This window comes from Mesorhizobium sp. M0028, assembly GCF_040323855.1.
In the GTDB taxonomy this organism is placed as follows: domain Bacteria; phylum Pseudomonadota; class Alphaproteobacteria; order Rhizobiales; family Rhizobiaceae; genus Mesorhizobium.
Window position 1 is genome coordinate 303,555 of sequence record NZ_JAMYVG010000003.1, and the last position, 22,977, is coordinate 326,531.

Annotated in this window: 21 protein-coding genes and 1 tRNA gene; 8 read left to right on the forward strand and 14 right to left on the reverse strand. The window is 60.9% G+C overall.

Annotated features, from left to right (window positions below):
- Nucleotides 1-46: 46 nt before the first annotated feature.
- From acpS to rpoZ, 6 genes are all read right to left on the reverse strand, one after another.
- Nucleotides 47-460 (reverse strand): holo-ACP synthase, encoded by a 414-nt coding sequence (gene acpS / locus NKJ93_RS09305; protein WP_023719885.1) that lies wholly within the window; start codon nt 458-460, stop codon nt 47-49.
- Nucleotides 457-1,038 carry a DUF2062 domain-containing protein gene (locus tag NKJ93_RS09310; RefSeq protein ID WP_352494847.1) on the reverse strand — a complete coding sequence of 194 codons (582 nt, stop codon included), beginning with the start codon at nt 1,036-1,038 and terminating at the stop codon, nt 457-459. The genes acpS and NKJ93_RS09310 overlap by 4 nt, the downstream gene beginning before the upstream one ends.
- A 232-nt stretch (nt 1,039-1,270) precedes the next feature.
- Nucleotides 1,271-1,651 carry a VOC family protein gene (locus NKJ93_RS09315; protein ID WP_352481860.1) on the reverse strand — a complete coding sequence of 127 codons (381 nt, stop codon included), beginning with the start codon at nt 1,649-1,651 and terminating at the stop codon, nt 1,271-1,273.
- 13 nt (nt 1,652-1,664) lie between these two features.
- Nucleotides 1,665-2,243: an orotate phosphoribosyltransferase gene (gene pyrE / locus NKJ93_RS09320; RefSeq protein WP_023719888.1), complete on the reverse strand. Its 579-nt coding sequence runs from the start codon at nt 2,241-2,243 to the stop codon at nt 1,665-1,667.
- A gap of 122 nt (nt 2,244-2,365) precedes the next feature.
- Nucleotides 2,366-4,594, reverse strand: a complete 2,229-nt coding sequence (locus tag NKJ93_RS09325) for a RelA/SpoT family protein (protein ID WP_352588684.1) — start codon at nt 4,592-4,594, stop codon at nt 2,366-2,368.
- A gap of 110 nt (nt 4,595-4,704) precedes the next feature.
- Entirely contained in the window at nt 4,705-5,106 is a 402-nt protein-coding gene (gene rpoZ, locus NKJ93_RS09330) for a DNA-directed RNA polymerase subunit omega (RefSeq protein WP_352481861.1), read from the reverse strand.
- Between the two features lie 279 nt (nt 5,107-5,385).
- Between rpoZ and NKJ93_RS09335 the strand changes: the two genes are divergently transcribed.
- Nucleotides 5,386-5,967 (forward strand): LabA-like NYN domain-containing protein, encoded by a 582-nt coding sequence (locus tag NKJ93_RS09335; protein WP_023719891.1) that lies wholly within the window; start codon nt 5,386-5,388, stop codon nt 5,965-5,967.
- Nucleotides 5,964-6,722, forward strand: a complete 759-nt coding sequence (locus NKJ93_RS09340) for a uracil-DNA glycosylase (protein WP_245278617.1) — start codon at nt 5,964-5,966, stop codon at nt 6,720-6,722. The genes NKJ93_RS09335 and NKJ93_RS09340 overlap by 4 nt, the downstream gene beginning before the upstream one ends.
- Here the strand turns inward: NKJ93_RS09340 and NKJ93_RS09345 are convergent.
- The 4 genes from NKJ93_RS09345 to dapA form a co-directional block, all read right to left on the reverse strand.
- Nucleotides 6,672-7,193, reverse strand: coding sequence for a hypothetical protein (locus tag NKJ93_RS09345; protein ID WP_352588687.1), 522 nt, complete (start codon nt 7,191-7,193; stop codon nt 6,672-6,674). The two genes, NKJ93_RS09340 and NKJ93_RS09345, sit on opposite strands and share 51 nt — an antisense overlap.
- A gap of 109 nt (nt 7,194-7,302) precedes the next feature.
- Nucleotides 7,303-8,031 (reverse strand): GH25 family lysozyme, encoded by a 729-nt coding sequence (locus NKJ93_RS09350; RefSeq protein ID WP_023719894.1) that lies wholly within the window; start codon nt 8,029-8,031, stop codon nt 7,303-7,305.
- A 106-nt stretch (nt 8,032-8,137) separates the two neighbouring features.
- Complete coding sequence (gene smpB / locus NKJ93_RS09355; protein ID WP_023719895.1) at nt 8,138-8,617, reverse strand: SsrA-binding protein SmpB; 480 nt, start codon at nt 8,615-8,617, stop codon at nt 8,138-8,140.
- Nucleotides 8,618-8,642: 25 nt separating this feature from the next.
- Nucleotides 8,643-9,524, reverse strand: coding sequence for a 4-hydroxy-tetrahydrodipicolinate synthase (gene dapA / locus NKJ93_RS09360; protein ID WP_023719896.1), 882 nt, complete (start codon nt 9,522-9,524; stop codon nt 8,643-8,645).
- A gap of 225 nt (nt 9,525-9,749) precedes the next feature.
- Between dapA and NKJ93_RS09365 the strand changes: the two genes are divergently transcribed.
- On the forward strand, nt 9,750-11,783 hold the full coding sequence (locus tag NKJ93_RS09365) for a lytic transglycosylase domain-containing protein (RefSeq protein WP_352588867.1): 2,034 nt from the start codon (nt 9,750-9,752) through the stop codon (nt 11,781-11,783).
- A 380-nt stretch (nt 11,784-12,163) separates the two neighbouring features.
- Complete coding sequence (locus NKJ93_RS09370; protein WP_352588690.1) at nt 12,164-13,057, forward strand: alpha/beta fold hydrolase; 894 nt, start codon at nt 12,164-12,166, stop codon at nt 13,055-13,057.
- Nucleotides 13,058-13,363: 306 nt separating this feature from the next.
- On the opposite strand, the gene NKJ93_RS09375 is transcribed toward NKJ93_RS09370, so the two are convergent.
- Nucleotides 13,364-14,422: a tyrosine-type recombinase/integrase gene (locus tag NKJ93_RS09375; RefSeq protein WP_502904379.1), complete on the reverse strand. Its 1,059-nt coding sequence runs from the start codon at nt 14,420-14,422 to the stop codon at nt 13,364-13,366.
- 236 nt (nt 14,423-14,658) lie between these two features.
- Nucleotides 14,659-15,843, reverse strand: coding sequence for a porin (locus tag NKJ93_RS09380; protein ID WP_023719899.1), 1,185 nt, complete (start codon nt 15,841-15,843; stop codon nt 14,659-14,661).
- Nucleotides 15,844-16,292: 449 nt separating this feature from the next.
- Between NKJ93_RS09380 and NKJ93_RS09385 the strand changes: the two genes are divergently transcribed.
- The 3 genes from NKJ93_RS09385 to NKJ93_RS09395 all read left to right on the forward strand — a co-directional run bounded on the left by NKJ93_RS09385 (nt 16,293) and on the right by NKJ93_RS09395 (nt 17,979).
- Nucleotides 16,293-16,383 (forward strand) — tRNA-Ser (locus tag NKJ93_RS09385).
- A 94-nt stretch (nt 16,384-16,477) separates the two neighbouring features.
- Nucleotides 16,478-16,729, forward strand: coding sequence for a GIY-YIG nuclease family protein (locus NKJ93_RS09390; RefSeq protein WP_023721031.1), 252 nt, complete (start codon nt 16,478-16,480; stop codon nt 16,727-16,729).
- 98 nt (nt 16,730-16,827) lie between these two features.
- Nucleotides 16,828-17,979 carry a porin gene (locus tag NKJ93_RS09395; protein WP_352481864.1) on the forward strand — a complete coding sequence of 384 codons (1,152 nt, stop codon included), beginning with the start codon at nt 16,828-16,830 and terminating at the stop codon, nt 17,977-17,979.
- A 275-nt stretch (nt 17,980-18,254) separates the two neighbouring features.
- Here NKJ93_RS09395 and NKJ93_RS09400 read toward each other — a convergent pair whose 3' ends face one another.
- Nucleotides 18,255-19,907, reverse strand: coding sequence for a tetratricopeptide repeat-containing sulfotransferase family protein (locus tag NKJ93_RS09400; protein WP_352588693.1), 1,653 nt, complete (start codon nt 19,905-19,907; stop codon nt 18,255-18,257).
- A 190-nt stretch (nt 19,908-20,097) separates the two neighbouring features.
- Nucleotides 20,098-21,750 (reverse strand): tetratricopeptide repeat-containing sulfotransferase family protein, encoded by a 1,653-nt coding sequence (locus tag NKJ93_RS09405; RefSeq protein ID WP_352588696.1) that lies wholly within the window; start codon nt 21,748-21,750, stop codon nt 20,098-20,100.
- Nucleotides 21,751-21,870: 120 nt separating this feature from the next.
- Here NKJ93_RS09405 and NKJ93_RS09410 point away from each other — a divergent pair, with 120 nt between their 5' ends.
- A complete protein-coding gene (locus tag NKJ93_RS09410) occupies nt 21,871-22,977 on the forward strand; it encodes a pyridoxal phosphate-dependent aminotransferase (protein ID WP_352588699.1) in 1,107 nt (368 codons plus the stop codon).

Below are 22,977 nucleotides of genomic sequence, written 5' to 3' on the forward strand. Positions count from 1 at the left end.
AGTCTCGGCGCGCGCTGGGCAACGTCATGCCGGTCGTCAGATGCAATCAATGTGGCGCTTCTTCGACCGGCAACGCTTCAATGATCACAAAGGCTTGAGCGAGCGGAAAATCATCGGTGATGGTGAGGTGGATCACGGCGCGGTGCCCTTCAGGCAGGATTTCGTCCAGCCGCGCTGCCGCCCCGTTGGTCAGCGCCATGGTCGGCTTGCCGCTGGCCAGGTTGACGACGCCCATGTCGCGCCAGAACACACCCTGCGCCAGACCGGTGCCCAATGCCTTGGCGCAGGCCTCCTTGGCAGCGAAACGCTTGGCATAGGAGGCCGCACGCGCCGCGCGGTTTTCGGAGCGCGCCTGTTCGATCTCTGTGTAGATGCGTTGGATGAAGCGCTGGCCATGACGTTCCAGCGACTTCTCAATGCGTCTGATGTCGATGAGGTCGCTGCCGATACCGATAATCATTCGGCGGGAACTTCCGGCCCGGTTTTTCCGGTCTTTGCGGCTCTTTCGGCCAGACGCTTGCGGCGCTGCTCGTGGAAAGTGACCATACCCCAGCGGGTAATGCCGTAAAACAGCAGGCCGAAAACCAAGCCAAGCGGTATTGCGCCAATGGTCATCGGCTTAAGCACCGGTCCCCACAACTGCGCAAAGGAAAGATTATGCAGCATGTCGCCGAGATGCGCGGGTGGGCCATGCGCCGGCAGGTGTTCATGCAGGATCAGCTTGCCGACCTCCCAGGAGGCGGCCCATAGCAGCGGAAAGGTCAGGGGATTGCCGAAGACCGTGCCGAGTGCTGCCGCCACCAGATTGCCGGCGATCAGCCAGCACAGCATGGCGGCAATGATGAAGTGGAAGCCAAGCGGGAAAAACGACGCGAATACGCCCGCCGCAACACCGGCGGCCACGGCATGCGGCGTGGCCCTAAGCCGCAGGATGCGCTTGGAAAAATACCGCAGCGAGCGCGAGAACGAGCGGCGCGGCCACAAATAAGTACGCACCCGCTCGAAAAAACCATCAGGCTTGCGCCGTCGAAAAAGCACTCTGTTCCTGTTCCTAGTTCCATCAATGGCTTCGCGCCGGCTTTTCCCAGCCGGGGCGCGACAGCCCTATGCTGCGCTTTGCGGTCACCGAAAGGCAACTACGACTTTGATATAGCGATGTGCTAGCCGAAGAACAACGAGGCCGACGGCATCCGCTCGGTCGCCACTGCGGCAGCCTTGGGTATCGCCATTCTGAACAGGGCATGATCGCGGCGAATTTGAGGAGCGCCACTCAGGAACGATACTCGCTGACCTCGACGAGGTTGCCGTCCGGGTCACGGAAATAGACCGACATCATCGGGCCACGGGCGCCGATACGCTCGACCGGGCCGACCTCTATGGCTACGCCGTTGGCCGCGAGGCTGGCGCATATCTCGGTGAGCGGCCGGGCGGCAACGAGACAGAAATCCCCAGAGCCGGGAGTCGGCGCCTTGGCCTTCGGCTCGAAGGTGCGCCCGACCTCATGCACATTGATCTTTTGCGTTCCAAACAGCAGCGCCGTTGGTCGGTCCGGCTCGTCGAGGCGCTTGAAGCCAAGCACGCGCTGATAGAAGGCGCAGCTATCGTCTACCGAACGAACTGTCAGCACGAAATGATCGATGCCGGTGATCACGGCGGCGGCTCCGTTATAAATTGCGGCTGCCCGGCTTGATCGCCGGTATGGCGGCAAGCTCGGGCGGCAGCCTGTCGGCCGGATAGGCCGGAACCTCGTATTCGGCGAGCGCGATCAGCGGCACGCCGACATCGGTCTTGCCGGCCGAGCGGTCGATAATGCATGCAGCGGCAACGACTTCGGCGCCAAGGCCGCGCAGGCAGTCGATGGTCTCGCGGATCGACAGGCCGGTGGTGACGATGTCCTCGACAATGACAACGCGCGACCCCTTGGCGATTTCGAAACGGCGGAGCCTGAATTCGCCCCCTTCCCGCTCGACCCAGATCGCCGGCGCACCAAGATGGCGCGAGGTCTCATAGGCCGGGATCAGCCCGCCGATCGCTGGGCCGACGACATAGTCGATCCTGCCGGGAACGCCAGCGCGGATCTTTTCGGCCAGCGCCTTGCACAAGCGCTCGGTCTTGTCGGCATGCATGAAAACGCGCGCCTTTTGCAAAAAGACCGGGCTGCGCAGGCCGGACGTCAGGATGAAATGCCCTTCGAGAACGGCGCCGGCCTCGCGGAAAATGCCCAGCACTTCATCGGTGTTCATCGTTCGCTCCATGCCCATGGTGAATGGTGAATGGTGAATGGTAGTGAGTAGTGAGTAGTGAGTAGTGAGTAGTGAGTAGTGAGAGCACCCTCTTTCACTATTCACTATTCACTATTCACTATTCACCCATTCACGCGTCGCGCGTCGCTGACGCTCGAATTGTCCTTTAGCTGCGACAGCAGCCGGTTCAAGTGCTTCAGATCCCACACTTCGAGATCGATCAGCATTTCGGTGAAATCGGGCGCGGTGCGCACCATCGACAAGGTGTGGATGTTGGCGTCGTTGGATGCGACGACCTGCGCAATGTCGGCCAGCGAACCCGGTGCGTTGATGGCGGTGACCGAGACACGCGCCGGGAACCGCTCCTTGGTGCGCTCGTCAATATCCCAGCGCACGTCGATCCAGCGCTCAGGCTGGTCGTCAAAGGCCTGCAACGCCGGCGACTGGATCGGATAGATGGTGATGCCGGTTCCCGGCTGCACGATGCCGACGATGCGGTCGCCGGGCACTGCCCCCTCCGGCGCGAAGCGCACCGGCAGATCGCCGCGCACGCCGCGGATCGGCACCGCATCGTCACGCGGCTGGTTCTTGTCCTTGCGTGCGGCGCGGCCCGGAATCTGGAACAGCATGCCGGCGGCGTTGCGGATCTTCGACCAGCCCTCCTCGCGCTGCTTGGGCGCGACCAGCGTGACGCGCTCGTCCTTGTAGTCAGGAAATACCGCCTTCATGACGTCGCTGGAGGCGAGTTCGCCACGGCCGACCGAGGCCAGCACATCCTCGATGTCCTTGCGCGCCAGCCGGTGCAGCACCGGCTTCAGGTTTTCCTTGGTGAAGGTCTTGCCGGACCGTTCGAAGGCGCGCTCCAGAATGCGGATACCGAGACCCGAATATTGCTTGCGGATAGCGTTCTTGGTGGCACGGCGGATGGCCGAGCGCGCCTTGCCGGTAACGACCACCGATTCCCACGCCGCCGGCGGCACCTGCGCCTTCGAGCGGATGATCTCGACCTCGTCGCCGTTCTTCAGCTCCGTCATCAGCGGCATGATGCGGCCATTGACCTTGGCGCCGACGCAAGTGTCGCCGACATCGGTGTGGACGGCATAGGCAAAGTCAATCGGCGTGGCGCCGCGCGGCAGCGCGATCAGCATGCCTTTCGGCGTAAAGCAGAACACCTGGTCCTGAAACAGTTCCAGCTTGGTGTTTTCGAGGAAGTCCTCGGGATTGTCGCCTTCGGCAAGCTGCTCGATGGTGCGCCGCAGCCAGGCATAGGCATTGGTCTCCTTCGAGATCGCATGGACGGCACCATTCATCTTGCCGCCGGTATCTTTATAGATCGAATGAGCGGCGACACCGTATTCAGCGATCTTGTTCATCTGGTAGGTGCGGATCTGCAATTCGACGCGCTGGCGCGACGGGCCGACGATGGTGGTGTGGATCGAGCGGTAGTCGTTCTGCTTCGGTGTCGAGATATAGTCCTTGAAGCGTCCGGGCACCATCGACCAGGTGGTGTGGATGGCGCCGAGCGCGCGATAGCAGTCCTCGACCGTCTCGACAACGACGCGGAAGCCGAAAATGTCGGACAGTTGCTCGAACGACAGCGCCTTGGCTTCCATCTTGCGGAACACCGACCACGGCTTCTTCTGCCGGCTCTTGACCTCGGCCTTGATCGAATATTTGTCGAACAGTGTGGACAGTGCCTTCTCGATCTCGGACAGCACGCCCTTGTTGCGCTCGAAAATTTCGGCAAGCCGCGCGGTGACGGCGCGGTAGGCTTCGGGATTGATGAAGCGGAAGGCGATCTCCTCCAACTCCTCGCGCATGCCTTGCATGCCCATGCGGCCGGCCAGCGGCGCGTAGATGTCCATCGTCTCTTCGGCAATGCGCAGGCGCTTGGCTTCCGGCACATGGTCGAGGGTGCGCATATTGTGCAGGCGGTCGGCGAGCTTGACCAGAAGCACGCGCACGTCTTCCGAGATCGCCAGCAACAGCTTGCGCAGGTTCTCCGCCTGCTCGGCCTTCTTCGAGACGAGGTCGAGCTTCTTCAGCTTGGTCAGTCCTTCGACCAGCTTGCCCATTTCCGGACCGAACAATTCGTCGATCTCGGCCCTGGTCGCCGTGGTGTCCTCGATCGTGTCGTGCAGCAAGGCAACGGCAATCGTCGCCTCGTCCATGTGCATTTCGGTGAGGATGGCGGCGACTTCGAGCGGATGCGAGAAATAGGGATCGCCGGAGGCGCGCTTCTGGTGGCCATGCTTCTGCATGGCGTAGACATAGGCCTTGTTGAGCAGCGCCTCGTTGACGTCAGGCTTGTAGCGCTGGACGCGCTCGACAAGCTCATACTGACGCATCATGGCGGGATCTCGCAATGCTGAAATGAATCATGCGCCGCACTGGCGTACGGCGCATGTCATAGATAGCCACGAAACTGCCGACGCGAAAGTGTCGGCAGTTGTTGCTAAGATCAATAATCGTCGCTTTTTTCCGGCGGTACCAGCCCTTCGATGCCGGCCAACAGGTCTTCTTCGGTCATGCGATCGAAGGTGACGTTGTCCTCGGCGTCGTCGGCATCGGTGGCCGCAACAGTGCTGCCGGTCTGGTCGGCAATCGCCTCGCCATCGGCTTCCGGCTCGTCGACCTCGACATGCTTCTGCAGCGAATGGATGAGATCTTCCTTGAGGTCGTCCGGCGATAGCGTCTCGTCGGCGATTTCGCGGAGCGCAACGACCGGATTCTTGTCGTTGTCGCGAGGTACGGTAATCTGCGCGCCCTGGCTGATTTGACGGGCGCGGTGGCCGGCCAGGAGCACCAGCTCGAAGCGGTTGTCGACCTTGTCGATGCAATCTTCAACGGTTACGCGGGCCATGAGTTGCCCCTTTCATGCCTGGATTTGATGGAAAACAGGCGCGGTCCATAACCCGAACGCCGCCAAAATACAAGCTTTTATGGCGGTGCCCAGCTCTGACGCGGGCCGCCTGCGACGACGCAGCGCCGATCACAATTGCTTGCGGTGCCGCATGGTGCCTTGGATTGCCGTAAAACTGGCGTTATCTCGAACGATGAAGGCCAACAGGTCTATTATCAGACCGGCCGATAGTCGCCACGCATTTAGACGACCGCTTATTTCGAAAAAGGACATTTTTCCATGTTCGATCCTCGTGAAAAAATCGCTCTCTTTATCGACGGTGCCAATCTCTACGCCACCTCGCGCGCGCTGGGCTTTGACATCGACTACCGCAAACTTCTGTCGAGCTTCCAGAAACGCGGCTATCTGCTGCGCGCTTATTACTACACCGCGCTGGTCGAGGATCAGGAATACTCCTCGATTCGGCCGCTGATCGACTGGCTCGATTATAACGGCTTCAAGGTGGTGACCAAGCCAGCCAAGGAATTCACCGACTCGACCGGCCGCCGCAAGATCAAGGGCAATATGGATATCGAGCTGACCGTCGATGCGCTCGAGCTCGCCGATGTCGTCGACCATTATGTCATCTTCTCAGGTGACGGCGATTTCCGCACGCTGGTCGAGGCGCTGCAGCGGCGTGGGCGCAAGGTCTCGATCGTCTCGACCATGGCATCGCAGCCGCCGATGATCTCCGATGACCTGCGCCGCCAGGCCGACCATTTCATCGACTTGATGGCGCTCAAGAATGAAGTCGGCCGCGATCCGTCGGAGCGGCCGGTACGCCGGTCCGAGCCGGCCGAAGTCGACGAGGAAGACTATTGACGGTCGTTGCCTTGACCGCGCCCCTGGCCGCCTCTCCCGAACCCGATCGCGACTGCCCGCTTTGTCCGCGGCTGCACGACTTCATCGCCGAGTGGCGGCAGCGCGAGCCGTCCTGGTTCAACGCGCCAGTGCCGACCTTTTTGCCGCCGGAAGGCGAGGATGCGGTGCGCTTGCTGATCGTCGGGCTGGCGCCTGGCCTCCGCGGCGCGAACCGGACGGGGCGCCCCTTCACCGGCGATTTTGCCGGTGATCTGCTCTACAATACGCTGATCGCGCACGGCTTTGCGCGCGGCGAATTCAAAGCGCGACCAGATGACGGGCTGGAGCTTGTCGGTACGGCGATTACCAATGCGGTGCGCTGCGTGCCGCCGGAGAACAAGCCGGTTGGTGCCGAGATAGCCACCTGCCGGACGTTCCTGGTACCGACGATCGCCCGATTTCCAAACCTGCGCGCCGTGCTGGCGCTGGGCTCGATCGCGCACCAGTCGACCGTGCGGGCGCTCGGCCAGCGCGTCGCCGCCTATCCGTTCCAGCATGGTGGGCAGCAGCAGGCCAATGGCATCGCGCTGTTTTCCAGCTATCATTGCTCGCGCTACAACACCAATACGGGCGTACTGACGCAAGCCATGTTCGTCAACGTTTTCAGTCAGATAGAAGCTTTTCTGAAGACTGAGAGCCGGACGACGCCCGCCGGCGCACAAGCCCTAGATTCGGGTGATCGCGAACAACCAGGCCAAGAGATCCAGCAACCATAGTAACAGTGCAAGCTGCAGCGCGACGCGCAGGCGTTGGATGATCCGCCAATTGCTGGCCATGTCGGATTTGATGCGCAGCGCAAGCGCTCGGTGCATCCCATCCATGGTTGCGGGAGGATGCTGATCGACGAAATCCTGGAGCAGCTTCTCGGGATCGAAACGGAACGTATAGTTATAATATGGCCACACCATAATCGCGACCAGCAGTCCGATAAGAAAAAGCAATGTCAGCGCCAGACAGTCCCAAGGTCCTATGCCATCCAGGAGCGCCCTGCCTCCAAGGAGAGAACTCGCGAACGCAGTTGCAAAAATCAGATTTCCAGCGCGCGTATTGAGACTTTCAACCACGCCCTGCTGGTGTTGGAGGCCACGCACCGCCTCCGCATAGACAAACGCCAGGCGGGGATCCCCACCGTCCGTCGCAGCAGGCGGGGCGTTGCTGTCATTGGCTGATGAAGGGCGCTCCGGCATCAAATGTACTTAGCACGGCGCCGCCTGCGATATGAATAGCCACCTTGGCGAAGGCTTCGTCGTTCCCGTCATCGCCCACTGAGGGTGCTCTCGCTGGACAGGAATAGCGTCAATCCGACGCCGTCGCTTCAGGCGCTGCGGCAAACAACGCGGCCAGCGTCGCCGGCCCGCCTTGGAGAACATTCAGGTCGACGTCGCCGCTGATGCCGTCGACGCGGCCCCGGTTGTGGTACTGCCAGTAAATCCAGTCGTTATGGCCTGGCCGCAGCGCCAGCGAACGCAGCCAACGCGGGCGGCCGGCTATCTGCCCGGCATAGGCTTGCGCGGCCTCGTCGGTCACATAGAGGATCGCCGTCTTGCCGAACGCTGCTTCGACCGGGCCGAGGAAGGCTGAGAGTTCGGCGCTCAACTGTTCGGGAGTTGGCCGCTGCGGGCAATTGCCGCCGAACTCGATGTCTACCACCGGCGGCAGCAAAGGCTGATCGCGCGGCACCACCGAGATGAAGTTGCGTGCCTGATCGGCACCCGGCCTGCAGAAGGTGAAGAAGTGATAGGCGCCGACGGCAAGGCCGGCGGCGCGGGCCGCACGCAAATTGGCGGCGAAGGCATCGTCGACATGGTCGCCGCCTTCAGTTGCCTTGATAACGGCGAAGGCGACATCGTCGGCGGCAACACGCCGCCAGTCGATCTGCCGCTGATGATGGGAAACGTCGATGCCCCTGACCGGATATTTGCCGCGGTCCGGAGAAAACGTCTGGAAATAGGCATAGCCGCCGGCCAGGACGAGGCCCGCCAGGAGCAGACCGGCCGCGCCCCACAAGACGATCCGGTTTTTCAAACGAGACCTATCCCTATTGGTCCGCCCTGCCCTCCGCCATGGCTCCGGGCGTTCGTCGCTCGAAAAGCCAAATCACTGGCTTTTCGTCCGCTTCGCGGACCTCTCCTCACCCTCGCTCTTTCAGCAGCCGGCCCTTCTCGCGCGACCAGTCGCGCTGCTTTTCGGTCTCACGCTTGTCGTGCAGCTTCTTGCCGCGGCCGACGGCGAGCAGCACCTTCGCCCGCCCTTGGTCGTTGAAATAGATCTTCAGCGGCACCAGCGTCATGCCTTCGCGGTCGACGCTCTGCGACAGCTTGGCCATCTCGCGCTTGTTGAGCAGGAGTTTGCGGCGTCGGCGCGGCTCGTGGTTGAAGCGGTTGGCCTGCAGATATTCCGGCAAATAGGAGTTGATCAGCCAAATCTCGCCGCCCTCGACCGAGGCATAGCTGTCCTGGATATTGGCCTGGCCCTGGCGCAGCGACTTCACTTCGGTACCGGTCAGCACCAGGCCGGCCTCGATCGTGTCGAGCACCTCATAGGAAAACCGCGCCTTGCGGTTTTCCGCAACAGTCTTGTTGTTGGGATCGGCTTTTCTGACTTGATTCATGATGCGGAGAGGTGGCGCCTCATCCCTAATTTATCAAGCCGGCGTGCTTCATCGCCGCGTCGATCTTCTCGGCGGTCGACGGCTCGACCGTCATTAGCGGCGAGCGCAGCACGTTCTCGACCTTGCCCAGCTTCGACAGCGCATATTTCGCGCCGGAAACGCCGGGTTCCAGGAAAATCGCCTTGTGCAGTGGCAACAGACGGTCCTGCAGGTCGAGCGCCTTGGCGCTGTCGCCGGAAAGCGTTGCCTCCTGGAATTCGGCGCAGAGCCTGGGCGCGACATTTGCCGTCACCGAGATGCAGCCGACACCGCCATGCGCGTTGAAGCCGAGGGCCGAGGCGTCCTCGCCGGAGAGCTGGATGAAATCCTTGCCGCAGGTGGCGCGCTGCTCCGAAACCCGCTCGACCTTGCCGGTGGCATCCTTGACGCCGACGATGTTCTTGAAGTCGTGCACCAATTGCCCCATCGTCTCCGGGCTCATGTCGACCACCGAACGCGGTGGAATGTTGTAGATGATGATCGGCAGGCTGGTCGCCTTGGCGACGGCGGCGAAATGCGCGTAGAGACCCCGCTGCGTCGGCCTGTTGTAATAGGGCGTGACGACAAGGGCCGCGTCGGCGCCCGCCTTCTCGGCATACTGGACCAGGCCAACCGCCTCTTCGGTGTTGTTGGAGCCGGCGCCGGCGACGATAGGAACCCGGCCCTTGGCGACCTCGATGCAGACCTTGACGACTTGGCGGTGCTCGTCATGCGACAGCGTCGGCGACTCGCCTGTGGTGCCGACCGGGACCACGCCCGTCGTGCCCTCGGCGATCTGCCAGGCGATGAACGCGCGAAAGGCTTTCTCGTCGAAACGGCCGCTCTTTTCAAACGGTGTGACGAGCGCGGTCAGCGAGCCTCTCAGCATGTCGTCCAACTCCTTGGGGACTTTCGGGTTTGTCGTGCGCGCCTTCTAGCTGAAAGCGAAGCGGCGCACCATAGTCTCGACATTGTTGCGCGGCAAGCATTGCGCCGGCAATTGCAATTCGAACGACCTCGATAGGGTTTTCTTTACGGGCCCTTCATCACAGACGAATAGGCTTCAATTCATCTGTGCCTGTTGTAGCGTCGAAGAACGGGGATGACCAAATCCATGCCGATCAGGCGGCCTCATCTTTTCGCGCTTATCGGCGCGATCGTCGCGCTGATTCCCGGCGCGGCGATCGGCAGCAGCGTCGATGTGCAGGTCACGTCGGCGATTCCGATGACCGAGCCGCAGAACGATGCGCTGCAGCAGTCGCCGTCCGCCAGCGTCGCGGCGCTGAAGAGCGGTCTCGATGCGCTGGCGGCAAACGACATTGCGCGCGCGCGCCAGGTGCGCGAGGCGCTGCCGGCCAAATCACTCGACCGGCACATCCTTGCCTGGGCGATCGCGCTCTATGGCGGCGACCAGGTGCCGAGCGGCGACATCGCCGATGCGGCAAAAATGCTGCCGAACTGGCCGGGTACGATCGCCTTGCGCAAGAACAGCGAGCGCGCGCTCTATCGCGAGAACCCGACGCCGCAGATCGTGGTGCGGGCGTTCGACGGCAGCCAGCCGCTGACCTTCGAGGGCGTGGTGATCCTGGCGCGCTCCTATGTAGCGCTGGGCGATGCCAAGGCGGCGCGCTCGGTGCTGTCGCCATGCTGGCGCACCGAAAAGCTCGAAGCCGGGGACGAGGCGGCGGTCATCCGCGAGTTCGGCGCGCTGATTCCGGCGGCCGACCATCGCTTCCGCATGGAGCGCATGTTCTATGCCGACCGGGTCGCTTCGGCGCTGCGCGTCGCCGGTCTCGCCGGCGCCCAGCAATTGGCCGACGCCTGGGCGGCAGTCACCAAAGGCGACAGGAACGCGGCCAAGCTGCTGAAGGCGGTGCCGGCAGCGCAGCGGGCGGCCGGCTATCTCTTTGCCGAAGCCGAATATCTGCGCAAGCAACAGAAATTTTCCGACGCCGCGGCGCTGGTGATGAAGGCGCCGGGCGACCGCGACGCTCTGGTCGATCCGGACGCCTGGTGGGTCGAGCGCCGGATGCTGTCGCGCGAGCTGGTCGACCAGGGCGACATGAAGACCGCCTACAGAATAGTCGCCGCGCATGCCGCCGAAAGTCCCGCCAATGCTGCCGAGGCGGAATTCCATGCAGGCTGGTACGCGCTGCGCGGCCTCAACGACCCGAGCACCGCCGCCAAGCATTTTGCGCGAATCGCGGAGCTCGCCCAAGGGCCGATGTCGCTGTCGCGCGCCTATTATTGGCTCGGCCGCGCCGCCGAAGTCGGCGGCCCCGGCAATGCCAAGGATTATTTCAGCCGCGCCGCAAGCTACGGCACGACCTTTTACGGCCAGCTCGCCGGCGAGCGCGTCGGCCGGCAGACCCTCAACATCGTCTACCCACAGCCAAGTGCCGCCGACCGCCAGAATTTCGCCACCCGCGAGGCGGTCAGCGCCATCAAGCGGCTGCAGGAGGCCGGCTATGACCGCTATGCCGAGACGCTCTACCGCGACCTCGCCGGGCAGCTGAAAAACCCCGGCGAGCTGGCGCTGCTTGCGGTGTTGGCGGAAAGACAAGGCAACCATTTCATGGCGCTGAAGATCGGCAAGATCGCCGGCGCCCGCGGCATCGATGTCGGCGCGCTGTCGCATCCGCTCGGCGTCATTCCCGACACCGCCAACATCTCCGGCTCGGGCAAGGCGCTGGCCTATGCGATTGCCCGCCAGGAAAGCGAGTTCAACATCGGCGCAATCTCCAGCGCCGGCGCGCGCGGACTGCTGCAACTAATGCCAGGCACCGCCAAGCAATTGGCGAAGAAGGCCGGCATGACATTTTCTCAGGCCCGGCTAACCACCGATGCCGGCTACAATGCAACGCTGGGCGCTGCCTTTCTCGGCGAGCAGCTCGGCCGTTTCGACGGCTCCTACGTGCTGACCTTCGCCGGCTACAATGCCGGCCCCGCCCGCGCCGCCCAGTGGGTGGCGAAATACGGCGATCCGCGCGGCAAGGACGTCGATGCCGTCGTCGACTGGATCGAGCGGATTCCCTATACGGAAACAAGAAGTTACGTCCAGCGCGTGATGGAGAATTATGAGGTCTACAAGATGCGTATCTCCGGCAAGTACGACATTGTCGGGGATCTGGTGAACGGCCGGGGGTGACGACCGGGCTTCAAGCCAAGTTTGCCGGTCACAGCGTATTTTGTTCTTGCTTTGTGCCGGCAGCTATGCTAGTAATTTAACCATAGTGCTGATTCGCACCGACGACCCGCCCAACGAGGCGGGTTTTTGTTTCAGGCTTTGAAAGTTCCGGACGTCGAGTTGGCGGACAGCGGCCCGCCCTGTCCTGCCGGACATCTCCCCCAGGGTCCCAGCTTCGTGGACAGTGCCTTTCTGCATCCGACGAAACTTGGCGAAAGCGACGATGACAGCCAATCTCCCCTTGAGGGACCCTGCAACTTCGGCGCCTCCCCTATTTGACCCTACCGGCCCCTCGCCTGTAGCAGTTGAAACAAGCCAGCAGCGAGAGGAACGGAGTCCACATGGCAACCGAGCAGGGTTTCTCCGATTTCTTCTACGCCGCGCCGGACGGGCTGTCCCTGCACGCCCGCATCTACGGCGAAGCGAATTCCGGCCGCTGGCCAGTCGTTTGCCTGCCCGGCCTGACCCGCAATTGCCGTGATTTTCACGAGCTGGCGCTTTATCTGTCGACGCAGGCGAAGCGCAAGGTCTTCGCTTTCGACTATCGCGGGCGCGGGCAGTCCGCCTACGATGCCGATATCGGCCATTACAATATCGGCATCGAAGCTGGCGATATTCTCGCCGGGCTGGCGGCGCTGAGCATCGAGGAGGCTGCCCTCATCGGCACGTCGCGCGGCGGACTGATCATCCATGTGCTCGGGGCGATGCGGCCGGCCGTGCTGAAGGCCGTCGTCCTCAACGACATCGGCCCGGTGATCGAGACGCAAGGGCTCGCCCATATCCGCTCCTATCTCGACCCCGCGCCCAGGCCGAAGGCGTACGCAGAGGTGGTCCGCGGCCTGCGCAGCACCCATGGCGCCGATTTTGCGGCGCTGACCGATGCGGATTGGGAGCGGATGGCGTCAGCCCTCTACCGCGAGACCGAGGAGGGATTTCTGCCCGATTTCGATCCGAAACTGGTCGATACGCTGGCGGGCCTCGATCCCAGCCGGCCGATGCCCGATCTTTGGCCACAGTTCGACGCGCTGGCGGCCATCCCAATGCTCGTCATACGCGGCGCCAACTCGAAGCTGCTGTCCGCCGAAACGCTCGAGCAGATGCGGACGCGCCATACCGATATCGAGACGATCACCGCTGACGGCCAGGGGCATGCACCGTTTTTGGAGTCCGGGATCCTGCCGGGCAGGATCGCTGGTTTTTTCGATCGGGTGGAGCGGCGGAGCGGTTGGAAGTAAAACTACGGTAAGTTTAAGTAACTCTCTGCCTTATCTTGTACCTGTGAAGCATTCTGGCAGCGATTAACAGCTCTGCTGGCGTCCCGGAGAATAATTGTTGGATGTCGGCGCCGCCCCTCATCCGCCTGCTGGCACCTTCTCCCCGTGTAGTGACGGGAGAAGGACAGACGGCCGCAACGCTGACGAACTCCCCTCTCCCCGTTTTTTCACGGGGAGAGGGTAAGGGTGAGGGGCAGCGCCGACTTGATGTATTGGCCTGCAATCCGTTGTCAGATCGACCGACTTACGCCAGATCCACCCAAACCGTCAGGATTTGGCGCTTCTCTTCGCGGGCTTTGGTGCCTTGCTTGCGGCCGGCTCACCTTTTGGTTCCCGCCTTGCCGAAGGTGGAGAGGACAACGGACTTGCCCCGCCGTCGTCCGAACCACTGTACCGCGGCGTCTCAAGCACGGTGACGCAACCGTCGAGATCGTTGGTGGCCAGATGGGCGTAGCGCATGGTCATGGACAGCGTCTGGTGGCCGAGCCACATCTGCACACGCCTGATATCGATGCCGCCCTGGACGAGACGCGAGGCGCATGTATGGCGCAATATGTGCGGCACGACCTGATTGTCGGCGCCAAGCCCGACTTCGGCCTTGGCATCGTTCCAGATGGCACGAAACTGCGCCTGGCTAAGCTTGGTGAACGGGCCTTTAGGCCGGCGGCCCTCGGTGGCCGGCAGCTTGATCACCTCTTTTACCCGCTCGGTCATCGGGATGGTGCGGCTGCGGCCGGACTTGGTGATCCAGAAACTGACGCGGTGCTCCTGGATATCGTTCCAGATCAAGCCCAGCGCTTCGCCGAGGCGGCAACCGGTGTCGACGAGAAAGACGGAAAGCCGATAAGCGTCCTCGCTGCGGCTTTTGATAGCGGCAAACAGCCGGGCCTCCTCTTCCCTTTCGAGGAAACGAATCCGTCCCGCCCGCTCTTTCTGGCGGCGGAACTCGGGCAGGCTATGGATATCCCCCATCTTGTGAGCCTTGCGCAGCAGTTTGCTGAGGGCAGCCATCTTCCGGTTGATGGTTGCGTTGCTGTTGCCGCGCTGGCGCAAGGTGCCGATAAGGTTGTCGAGGGTGCTTTGGTCAAAGGCGCTGAAACGCTCCCCAAGGAGAATCTCGTCTATTTCGCCGATGAACGAGCTGACATTGTACTTATGCCGCCCATCATCCCAAAGTATATCCCGGTATGCTGAAAAAAGTTCTCCGATCCTATGCGACTTTACTTCTCGTATCTTGTTATAGCTGTATTTTATCTTTGCAGTCTGAGAAGAAAACATCGAAAAATGATCAGAGGTTCCTCCCTCTTGAATCGCATCGTTCGTCATTATTCGCCACACCCCCGAGTGGATAGGCCTAGACCTACCTGCTTGGCGGTGCCCTTTCAAGAGTTTTAAGCGTTGCGGCCGATTTCATCCACCAGTGGTGGATCCCAACGACATCGTTCCACAACCCTGTTCAGCTACCGAACCCCCTTTTCCTTCTGTTTGCTACCAGTCGCGAAAATAAAACAGCCCGGGCGTTGAAGCGCCCGGGCTGGATTTCAGTTGCTTAAGTCCAGCCCTTAGAACGAGCGCTGGAAGCGGAGGACACCGCCGATGCTGTTTTCGTCGGTAGCACCGGTCCAATTGTCGAAATTGTTGTCACCGAAGTGCAGGTAGTCGACTTCGGCCGTGATCGTGAAGCCGGGAACGATGTCGTAGGCAATGTTCGCCGCGATGCCGACGTTCTCGCCTTCGTCATACGCCGCCTGAAGGTTGAACGAGGTCTTCTCGTTGATGGTGTAAGTGCCACCACCCCAAACTGCCCAGTTGCCGCTCCACTGCTTGTAGAAGTTGCGTGGGATATTGTCGTCCGAACCGTAGCCGGCCATCAGGAACAGCGTCAGGTTCTGCATCGGCGTCACGTCCAGGCGAGCCTTGCCTGTCCATTCTTCCACTGCGCTGTCATAGGCAATGACGCCCGAGATCGAACCCCAGCCCTGCGTGTATTTCACGCCGCCGACGACATATGGAACATAGCTGTCGATCGAATCGTGACCCAGGTGGAGCGCGGTGTTGTCGTCGTTGAGGATAAAGCCTTCACCGGTTTCCAACGACGCCACGGCCGAGAAGCCGTTGCCGGCATCGAAGTAGTACTGGATGACGTTGGTGTCGAAGCCGCCGTAGGGAACCAGCGTATCGTTAATGACGTTGCCGGCGTAACCGGTGAACGTATTGAAGGCCGTTTCGTCCTTACCGACGCGGAGACCACCGAGTTGGATCCAGGCGAAGTTCAGCGAAACGCCTCTGCTGCCAAAGCTGGAGAATTGTGCATCAGGGGTGGCCGGGTTGCCGTCGAGATCGACCCCGTGATAACCGGTTCCCCAGTTGAAGCGGGTCTCGGTGTAGGTCTTCAAGGTGCCCATCTCGGTTTCCTGGCCGGTATAGGTCCTCAGCGTGAAGCGAGCCTGCTTGAAATAGCCGTCGTTGACATCGTCCCTGCCTTCCAAGGCCTCCGAAAGGTCTTGGTAACGGGCACCGGTGAACGCGCCCGCATCGCCGGCGGAGATGTCATAGCGGACATAGCCACCGATGCGCATGCAGATTTCGGTGCCGGGGATGTAGAAGTAGCCAGCGCCGTAGACGTCGCAAATCTTGACGTATTCAGCGGGTTCCGGCTCGGCGACGACGACGGCGTCGGCGGCGCGCGCACCGGAAACTGCGATCAGTGCCGCAGCGGAGCCGAGAAGAAGGCTCTTGATGTTCATTTTCTGACCTCCAGTCAAAAGTTAAAAAACGGGTCTGGGTATTCTTTGCTGAAGGACAGCGTTCCCTGCCCCATCCCCACTACCGAAAAAGATGCGCACCGCGCCGCTCCTTCAAACCCGACATTACCCATGAGGCGGCGGCGTTCAACCACGATCGTACCGGCAAAAGGTTTGTGTTGGCGCTATACCCCGGCGTTGTTGCACAAATGACACGATTTGGCCTCACTCCGAAAGCTCCCGTTAACCAACAGCCCTTCGCAAGCCGTTGCAAACGGCGGATTCCGGCGATGGTCGGCCCGAAATGTGACCATGGCGCGAGTCGCGAACCAGGGAATCGCCGCAGAATCGCCACATCGCTGGGCGGCGCTTTGGCGAAGGGTCGATTTTTCAAGGATAATAGCGCCAGCTTGTTGATTGTGCCGGCGCTTTTCTTTATCCACCGGCGCAACGGAGAGGTGGCCGAGTGGTCGAAGGCGCTCCCCTGCTAAGGGAGTAGAGGTCAAAAGCTTCTCGTGGGTTCGAATCCCATCCTCTCCGCCACCCTACGCCCTGCGGGCTTCGGGTGGCAGGCCACCCGGAACCGCATTTTGGGCGTAGGGTGTCGCCCGAAGCTACGAAGTAGCGTAGGGGGACTATGTGGTACGTCTATTTCCTGCAACTTCGTAACGGCGATGTCTACGTCGGGTCGACCAACGACCTTCGGCGCCGCTTCGAATCGCATCGATCAGGCTATGTGACTTCGACCAAGGCCTATCTGCCTGTAACTTTGAAGTCCTACATCGGGGTTGAAACCGAGGCCAACGCACGGCAACTCGAGCGATATTTCAAGACCGGTTCAGGCAAGGCCTTCGCCAGTAAGCGTTTTTGGCGGACAGGGCCTCACTGACGGCCTTAGGACTTATCTATTTGAAAATATAAATAAAAACAGCCGAACGAGCTGCTTTTTGCCGACCTCCGCCCTCGATTCTGACTGGAGGTCAGAAAATGAACATCAAGAGCCTTCTTCTCGGCTCCGCTGCGGCACTGATCGCAGTTTCCGGTGCGCGCGCCGCCGACGCCGTCGTCGTCGCCGAGCCGGAACCCGCTGAATACGTCAAGATTTGCGACGTCTACGGCGCTGGCTACTTCTACATCCCCGGCACCGAAACCTGCCTGCGCATCGGTGGCTATGTCCGCTATGACATCGGCATCGGCGACGTCGGCTCCTTCGACGGTGCGAAGACCACGGACCAGATGGACGGCGGCTCGCAGGATACCTACTACAAGCACGCCCGATTCACGTTGAAGACCTGGACCGGCCAGGAAACCGAGCTCGGCACCTTGAAGACCTACACCGAGACCCGTTTCAACTGGGGTAACCACAACGATTATCTTGATGACAACTTTAACGGCGGTACGAGTGTTTCGCTGAACTTTGCCTGGGTCCAACTCGGTGGTTTGCGCGTCGGCAAAGACGAATCGGCCTTCGACACGTTCATCGGCTACGCCGGCAACGTCATCCAGGATACGCTAGTCCCCTATGGCGGCTTCGACACCAATGTCGTCCAGTACTACTTCGACGCCGGCAACGGCTTCTCGGCCGTGGCTTCGTTGGAAACCGGTTCGGGCAGTGCCGATGCGGATCCTGGCATTTTCCAAGACAGCAACAGCGGCAATGATTCGATCGACAGCTATGTTCCGTATGTGGTCGGCGGTATTAAATACACGCAGGGTTGGGGCTCGATCACCGGTGTTGCCGCCTATGACAGCACTTGGGAAGAGTGGGCCGGCAAGGTTCGCGTCGACGTTACGCCGATACAGAACCTGACACTGTTCGTCATGGCCGGTTACGGTTCGGACGACAACATCGACCGCAACTTCTATAAGCAGTGGGGCGGCAACTGGGCAGTTTGGGGTGGTGGCACCTACACCATCAACGAGAAGACCTCGTTCAACCTCCAAGCATCGGTTGACGACGACAAGAACTACGGCGTCGCCGCGAACATCGCCTACGATATCGTTCCCGGCTTCACGATCACTGCCGAAGTCGATTGGGCTCGCGACGGTCAGTTTGATAAAGCCTACGATCGCAACTGGACCAATGCCGACGACAAGGACAGCGTCGGCGGGATGCTGCGCTTCCAGCGCTCATTCTAACAATCCGAACCTGATTGAGATCGAACCCGGCGGGCCAACCGCCGGGTTTTTCGTATCGGGCGACGCAGCTAACAACTCTCGGTGCATGAATACAGGCTGCCACTGAATACCTATCGCAGGGCTGAGCTGGTCAATTGTAATGCTCGCCGCGCCCGCTTGTCCGAACGTGCAAAAAATGAAGATCTTGGCACGATCTGAAGGGCTGGCCTACAGGATCAACGGATCTCGACAGCAAGTCACCGTCGACCTCGGCCTGCCGAACGCCACCCACTCGTTCAAAGTTCGGCTAGATCTCCCAAGGCGTGAATCAGCGGCTGAATTGTGCTCTCATATTTTTTCCAGCGCTTGACCGATGATGTATAGATCGGCTGCCGCACCTGCCAGCGGCTGGGGGTATTGACCGACCTGTCCTTCTCGAAAAAGCGCAGGCAGGAATCGTCCCAAGGCAAGCCGAGATGATCGATGAGACGGCGCGACTGCGCCTCCTGATCCGCAATCAGCGTCTCGTAGCGGCTTTCGAAAATACGTCCGGGAAAGACCTTATTCCAATGCCGCATCAAGCGATCATATTCACGGTAGTATAGGCCGAGTGTCTCAAGGTCGGCGTTGTAGGCGTGGTCCTTGGTGAAATGCAAGACGAAGCAGGACACGCAATTGTCGATGGCATCGCGCCGGCAATGAATGATGCGCGCGTGGGGAAAAAGAATTCCAATCACTCCGATAAACTCGAAGTTGTGCGGCATCTTGTCGACTATGCGGAGCGCGGCAGGCGCGTGCTGGCGCAGATAAGACAGGTATTCTTCGGCCAGCGCCCTCGACTGATCCCTCGTCATCGACATGATCGAACTGCGCAGGTCCTCATCCGATTGTGTTCTAAAGCCCATCGAGTTCGCGATTCGGCGCAGCTTCGTAAGCTCCCCGGCGCCATGGACGTCCGGATGGCTCGCGCAGATCTGCTCGGTCAGCGTCGTCCCCGACCGGGGCATGCCCAGCACAAACACAGGCACTTCGGATGGACTGCCGTGGCCAGCCTTGGCTTCCAATAGTGACGGGCTGAATATCTCGATCATGGAATCGACACTTCGGCGGTAGTACTCCAGGTCGAAATCGTGACCAGCGGCCTTTTTTGCCTTCTGGAAGTGATCCATCGCCTCATCGTAGCGCTCGAGATCGTTCAGCACTTTGCCTGCGGCGTGATGGAGCTGGGATGCAGCAACCGGTTCGAGCCTGGGATTGGAGAGTTCGCGCAGGATAGAGTCGAGCTCGGCAGGTTTTTCGGTGAACTTTTGCGTGTCGACCAGGTAGTTGTAGGCTGCCCCAACATCGACGCGACGTTCTATTGCCTGATTGAGATAGGCTCTGGCTTCGTCCATGCGACCGAGGCTGGCGAGCGCACCAGCCAGACCAATTCGGACCATGGGATGGGCGCCGTTGATCTTCAGTGCCTTCTCGTAAAGGGGCAAAGCCATCTCGGCCTTGTCGAAGTTGACGTAGGCACGCGCCAGTCCGCAAAGCGCTTCCACCAGATCGGGCTTCAATTCGCAGGCGCGCTGCAGGTGCCTGATAGCAAGCAAGCTGTCGCCAAGCTTCAGACCGGCCTCTCCCAGGCTAAGGTGGAAATACGGATTTTGAGGCGTCTGGCTTACTGCTCGTGCAAAATATTTGAGAGCCAACTCATCGTCGATACCGAGCCCCAGCGTGCCGAGGATGTACAGCGAAAGCGGGTGGTTTGGCGTGCGGGCGAGAACGCGATGGCATAACTCCTCGGCCTCTGGAAGCCGCTTGGCTTGCTGGAGTTCGAGCGCCTGTCGCAACAGCATGTCGTCAGCTTGCGCGCGCGACGGCGGTTTCGCTTTCGGCGGCTGCACTTTCGGCGCCGGGCGGGACTTTATGTGTTTGGACCAAGCGGGCGGCAGTCGGTTGCTCATCATGTCTCGCTAGCAAAATGATCTGGGAGAATCCAGCCTGACGTGCCCGCCCGCCGCAGAACTTGGCAGCCAGGCCGGGAGCTTAGTCTAGCAACCGGTGCCCCGCCGCAATTGCAGCCCCAGCCCACAAACCTGGCGATTCAGATCTCGTGGCCCACACAAATGCAAATTGCCGACTGCAATTCCCGAGTCAAATCTCGGCGAGATCACCGAGCGACTGGATCAGCGGCTGGATTGCGCTCTCATAGTTTTTCCAGCGCTTGACAGATGAACTGTAGATCGGTTGCCGAACCTGCCAGCGACTGGCCGTGTTGACCGATCCCTCCTTGTCGAAGAAGCGCAGGCAGGTATCGTCCCAGGGCAATCCAAGATGATCGATCAGACGGCGCGATTGTGCCTCCTGATCCGCAACCAGCGTCTCGTAGCGACTTTCGAAGATGCGTCCGGGAAAAACCTTGTCCCAATGTCGCATCAGGCGATCATATTCACGGTAGTACAGCCCGAGTGTCTGCAGGTCGGCGATGTAGCTGTGTCCCTTGGAGAAATTCTGGAAAAAACACGAGAGGCAATTGTCGATGGCGTCGCGACGACAGTGAATAATCCGTACATTGGGGAAGAGAAGCCCTATGAGACCGATCAGTTCGAAATTCCGGGGCATCTTGTCGACGATGCGAAGCGCGGTCGGCGCACGCTCACGAAGATAGGACAGGTGCTCCTCGGCCAGCATTTTGGATAGGTCGGGGGTGATCGGAACGATCGATTGGTCCAAGGTCCGTGCTGAAACCTTCGTGAGGCCGATAGCATTTGCGGCTCGCCTTATCTTTTTCAGCTCTCCGGCGCCATGAACATTCGGGTGGCTCGCGCAAATCTGCTCGGTCAGGGTGGTGCCCGATCGGGGCATGCCCAATACAAACACGGGCACTTCCGACGGGCTTCCATAACCCGCCTTGGCGGCCAACATGTCCGGGTTGAAGAACTCAATCGTGGAGTCGATCCAGCGGCGATAGGTCTCCAGATCGAACTTATAGCCGGCGGCCCGCTTGCCTTTCTTGAAATGATCTATCGCGTCTTCGTAGCGCCCAAGGTCGTTCAGCACTTTGCCGGCAGCGTGATGAAGTGTCGTCGCACTGTCCGGGTCAAGCTTTGGCTCACCAAGCTCGCGCAGGATGGACCTAAGTTCGGCCGGCTCTTCGGTGAATTTGCGCGTACGCACAAGCTCATTATAGGCGGCGGGCATAGCGATGCGACGTTCGATCGCCTCCTTCAGATAGATTTTGGCTTCATCCATGCGACCAAGACCGGTGAGTGCGCTGGCAAGCCCCGTCCGAACACGGGGATGATCGCGGTTGATCTTGAGCGCTTTCTCGTAAACCGGCACAGCCATGTCAGCCTTGTCGAATTCGACGTAAGCGCGTGCCAACGCGCAAAGCGCTTCCAGCAAATCGGGCTTCAACTTCAATGCTTGCTGAATATGCTTGATTGCGAGCGAATATTCGCTGACTTTTAGATAAACTTCACCGAGACTAAGGTGATAAAAGGGGTTTTGAGGCTCCTCGCCGACGGCTCGGGCCAAATATCGCAGGGCCATTTCATCGTCGAGCCCGATGAATAGCGTGCCCATGATATACAATGCCAAGGGATGGTTGGGCGTGCGCTCCAGCACGCGACGGCACAGTTCCCGAGCCTCGGCCAACCGCTTGGCCTGCTGCAAGCCATACGCCTGTTTCAGCAGCGCATCGTCGGCCTGCACGCGCGTCAATGGTTTCGCCTTCGGCGGTTCCACTTTCGGCGCCGGGTGGGACTTTATATGCTTGGACCAGGCGGGCGGCAGTCGGTTGCTCATCATGTCTCGCTAGCAAAATGATCTGCAAGAATCCAGCCTGACCGTCGCCGCCGTTCGTGGAACTTGCGCAGCCCCAGCCGGCAGGCTAGCAAGAAGGCCCTGTTCGAACGAGCCTTTGCCATGCGCCCTCCCCTTACGCCGCTCATCGACGCGCTTCCCTCTACGGTGCCGTTTGTCGGCCCTGAAGCGCAGGAGCGTGATCGCGGCCGCGCCTTTCGCGCCCGCATCGGCGCCAATGAGAGCAGCTTTGGCCCCTCGCCGCGGGTCGTTGCCCGCATGGCCGAGATTGCCGGCGACATGTGGATGTATTGCGACCCCGACAATCACGATTTGAAGGTAGCCGTGGCCCGACATCTCGGTGTCGGCGCCGAAAACGTCGTCGTCGGCGAAGGCATAGACGGGCTGCTCAGCTTGGTGGCGCGCATGTATGTGGCGCCCGGCGACGCGGTGGTGACCTCGCTCGGCGCCTACCCGACCTTCAACTTTCACGTCGCCGGCGTCGGCGGCCGGCTGGTCGCAGTGCCCTACGAGAACGACCGAGAAAACCTCGACGGCCTGCTGGCGGCAGTGGCCAGGGACAAGGCGCCGCTGGTCTATCTGTCCAACCCGGACAATCCGATGGGCAGTTGGTGGGAAGCGGCCGAGCTCAGCCGCTTCCTCGAGGCCTTGCCGGAGACCACAATGCTGGTGCTCGACGAGGCGTATGGCGAATTAGGGCCAGCCTCAGCGATGCCGCCGATCGATGTGGCGCGGCCGAACGTCATCCGCATGCGCACCTTCTCCAAGGCCTATGGGCTAGCCGGCATACGCTGCGGCTACGCGGTGGCCGAAGCCCAGGTGATTCGCGACTTTGAGAAGATACGCAACCATTACGGCGTCAGCCGCATGGCGCAGATCGCCGGTGTCGAGGCGCTTGCCGATCAAGACTGGCTGGAGAGCGTGGTGGCGCGGGTCGCCGCCGGCCGCCTGCGCATCGCCGGAATAGCCGAGGCGAACGGGCTGAAGCCGCTGGCTTCGGCGTCCAATTTCGTCACCATCGATTGCGGCCGCGACGGCGCCTTCGCGCTGAAGGTGTTGCAGGCGCTGTTGTCGCGCGACGTGTTCATCCGCAAGCCGATAGTGCCGGTGCTCGACCGCTGCATCCGGGTCAGCGTCGGCCTCGACCACGAGCTCGACATTTTTGCCGAGGAACTGCCGGGCGCACTGGCGGCAGCACGGGGGAACTGA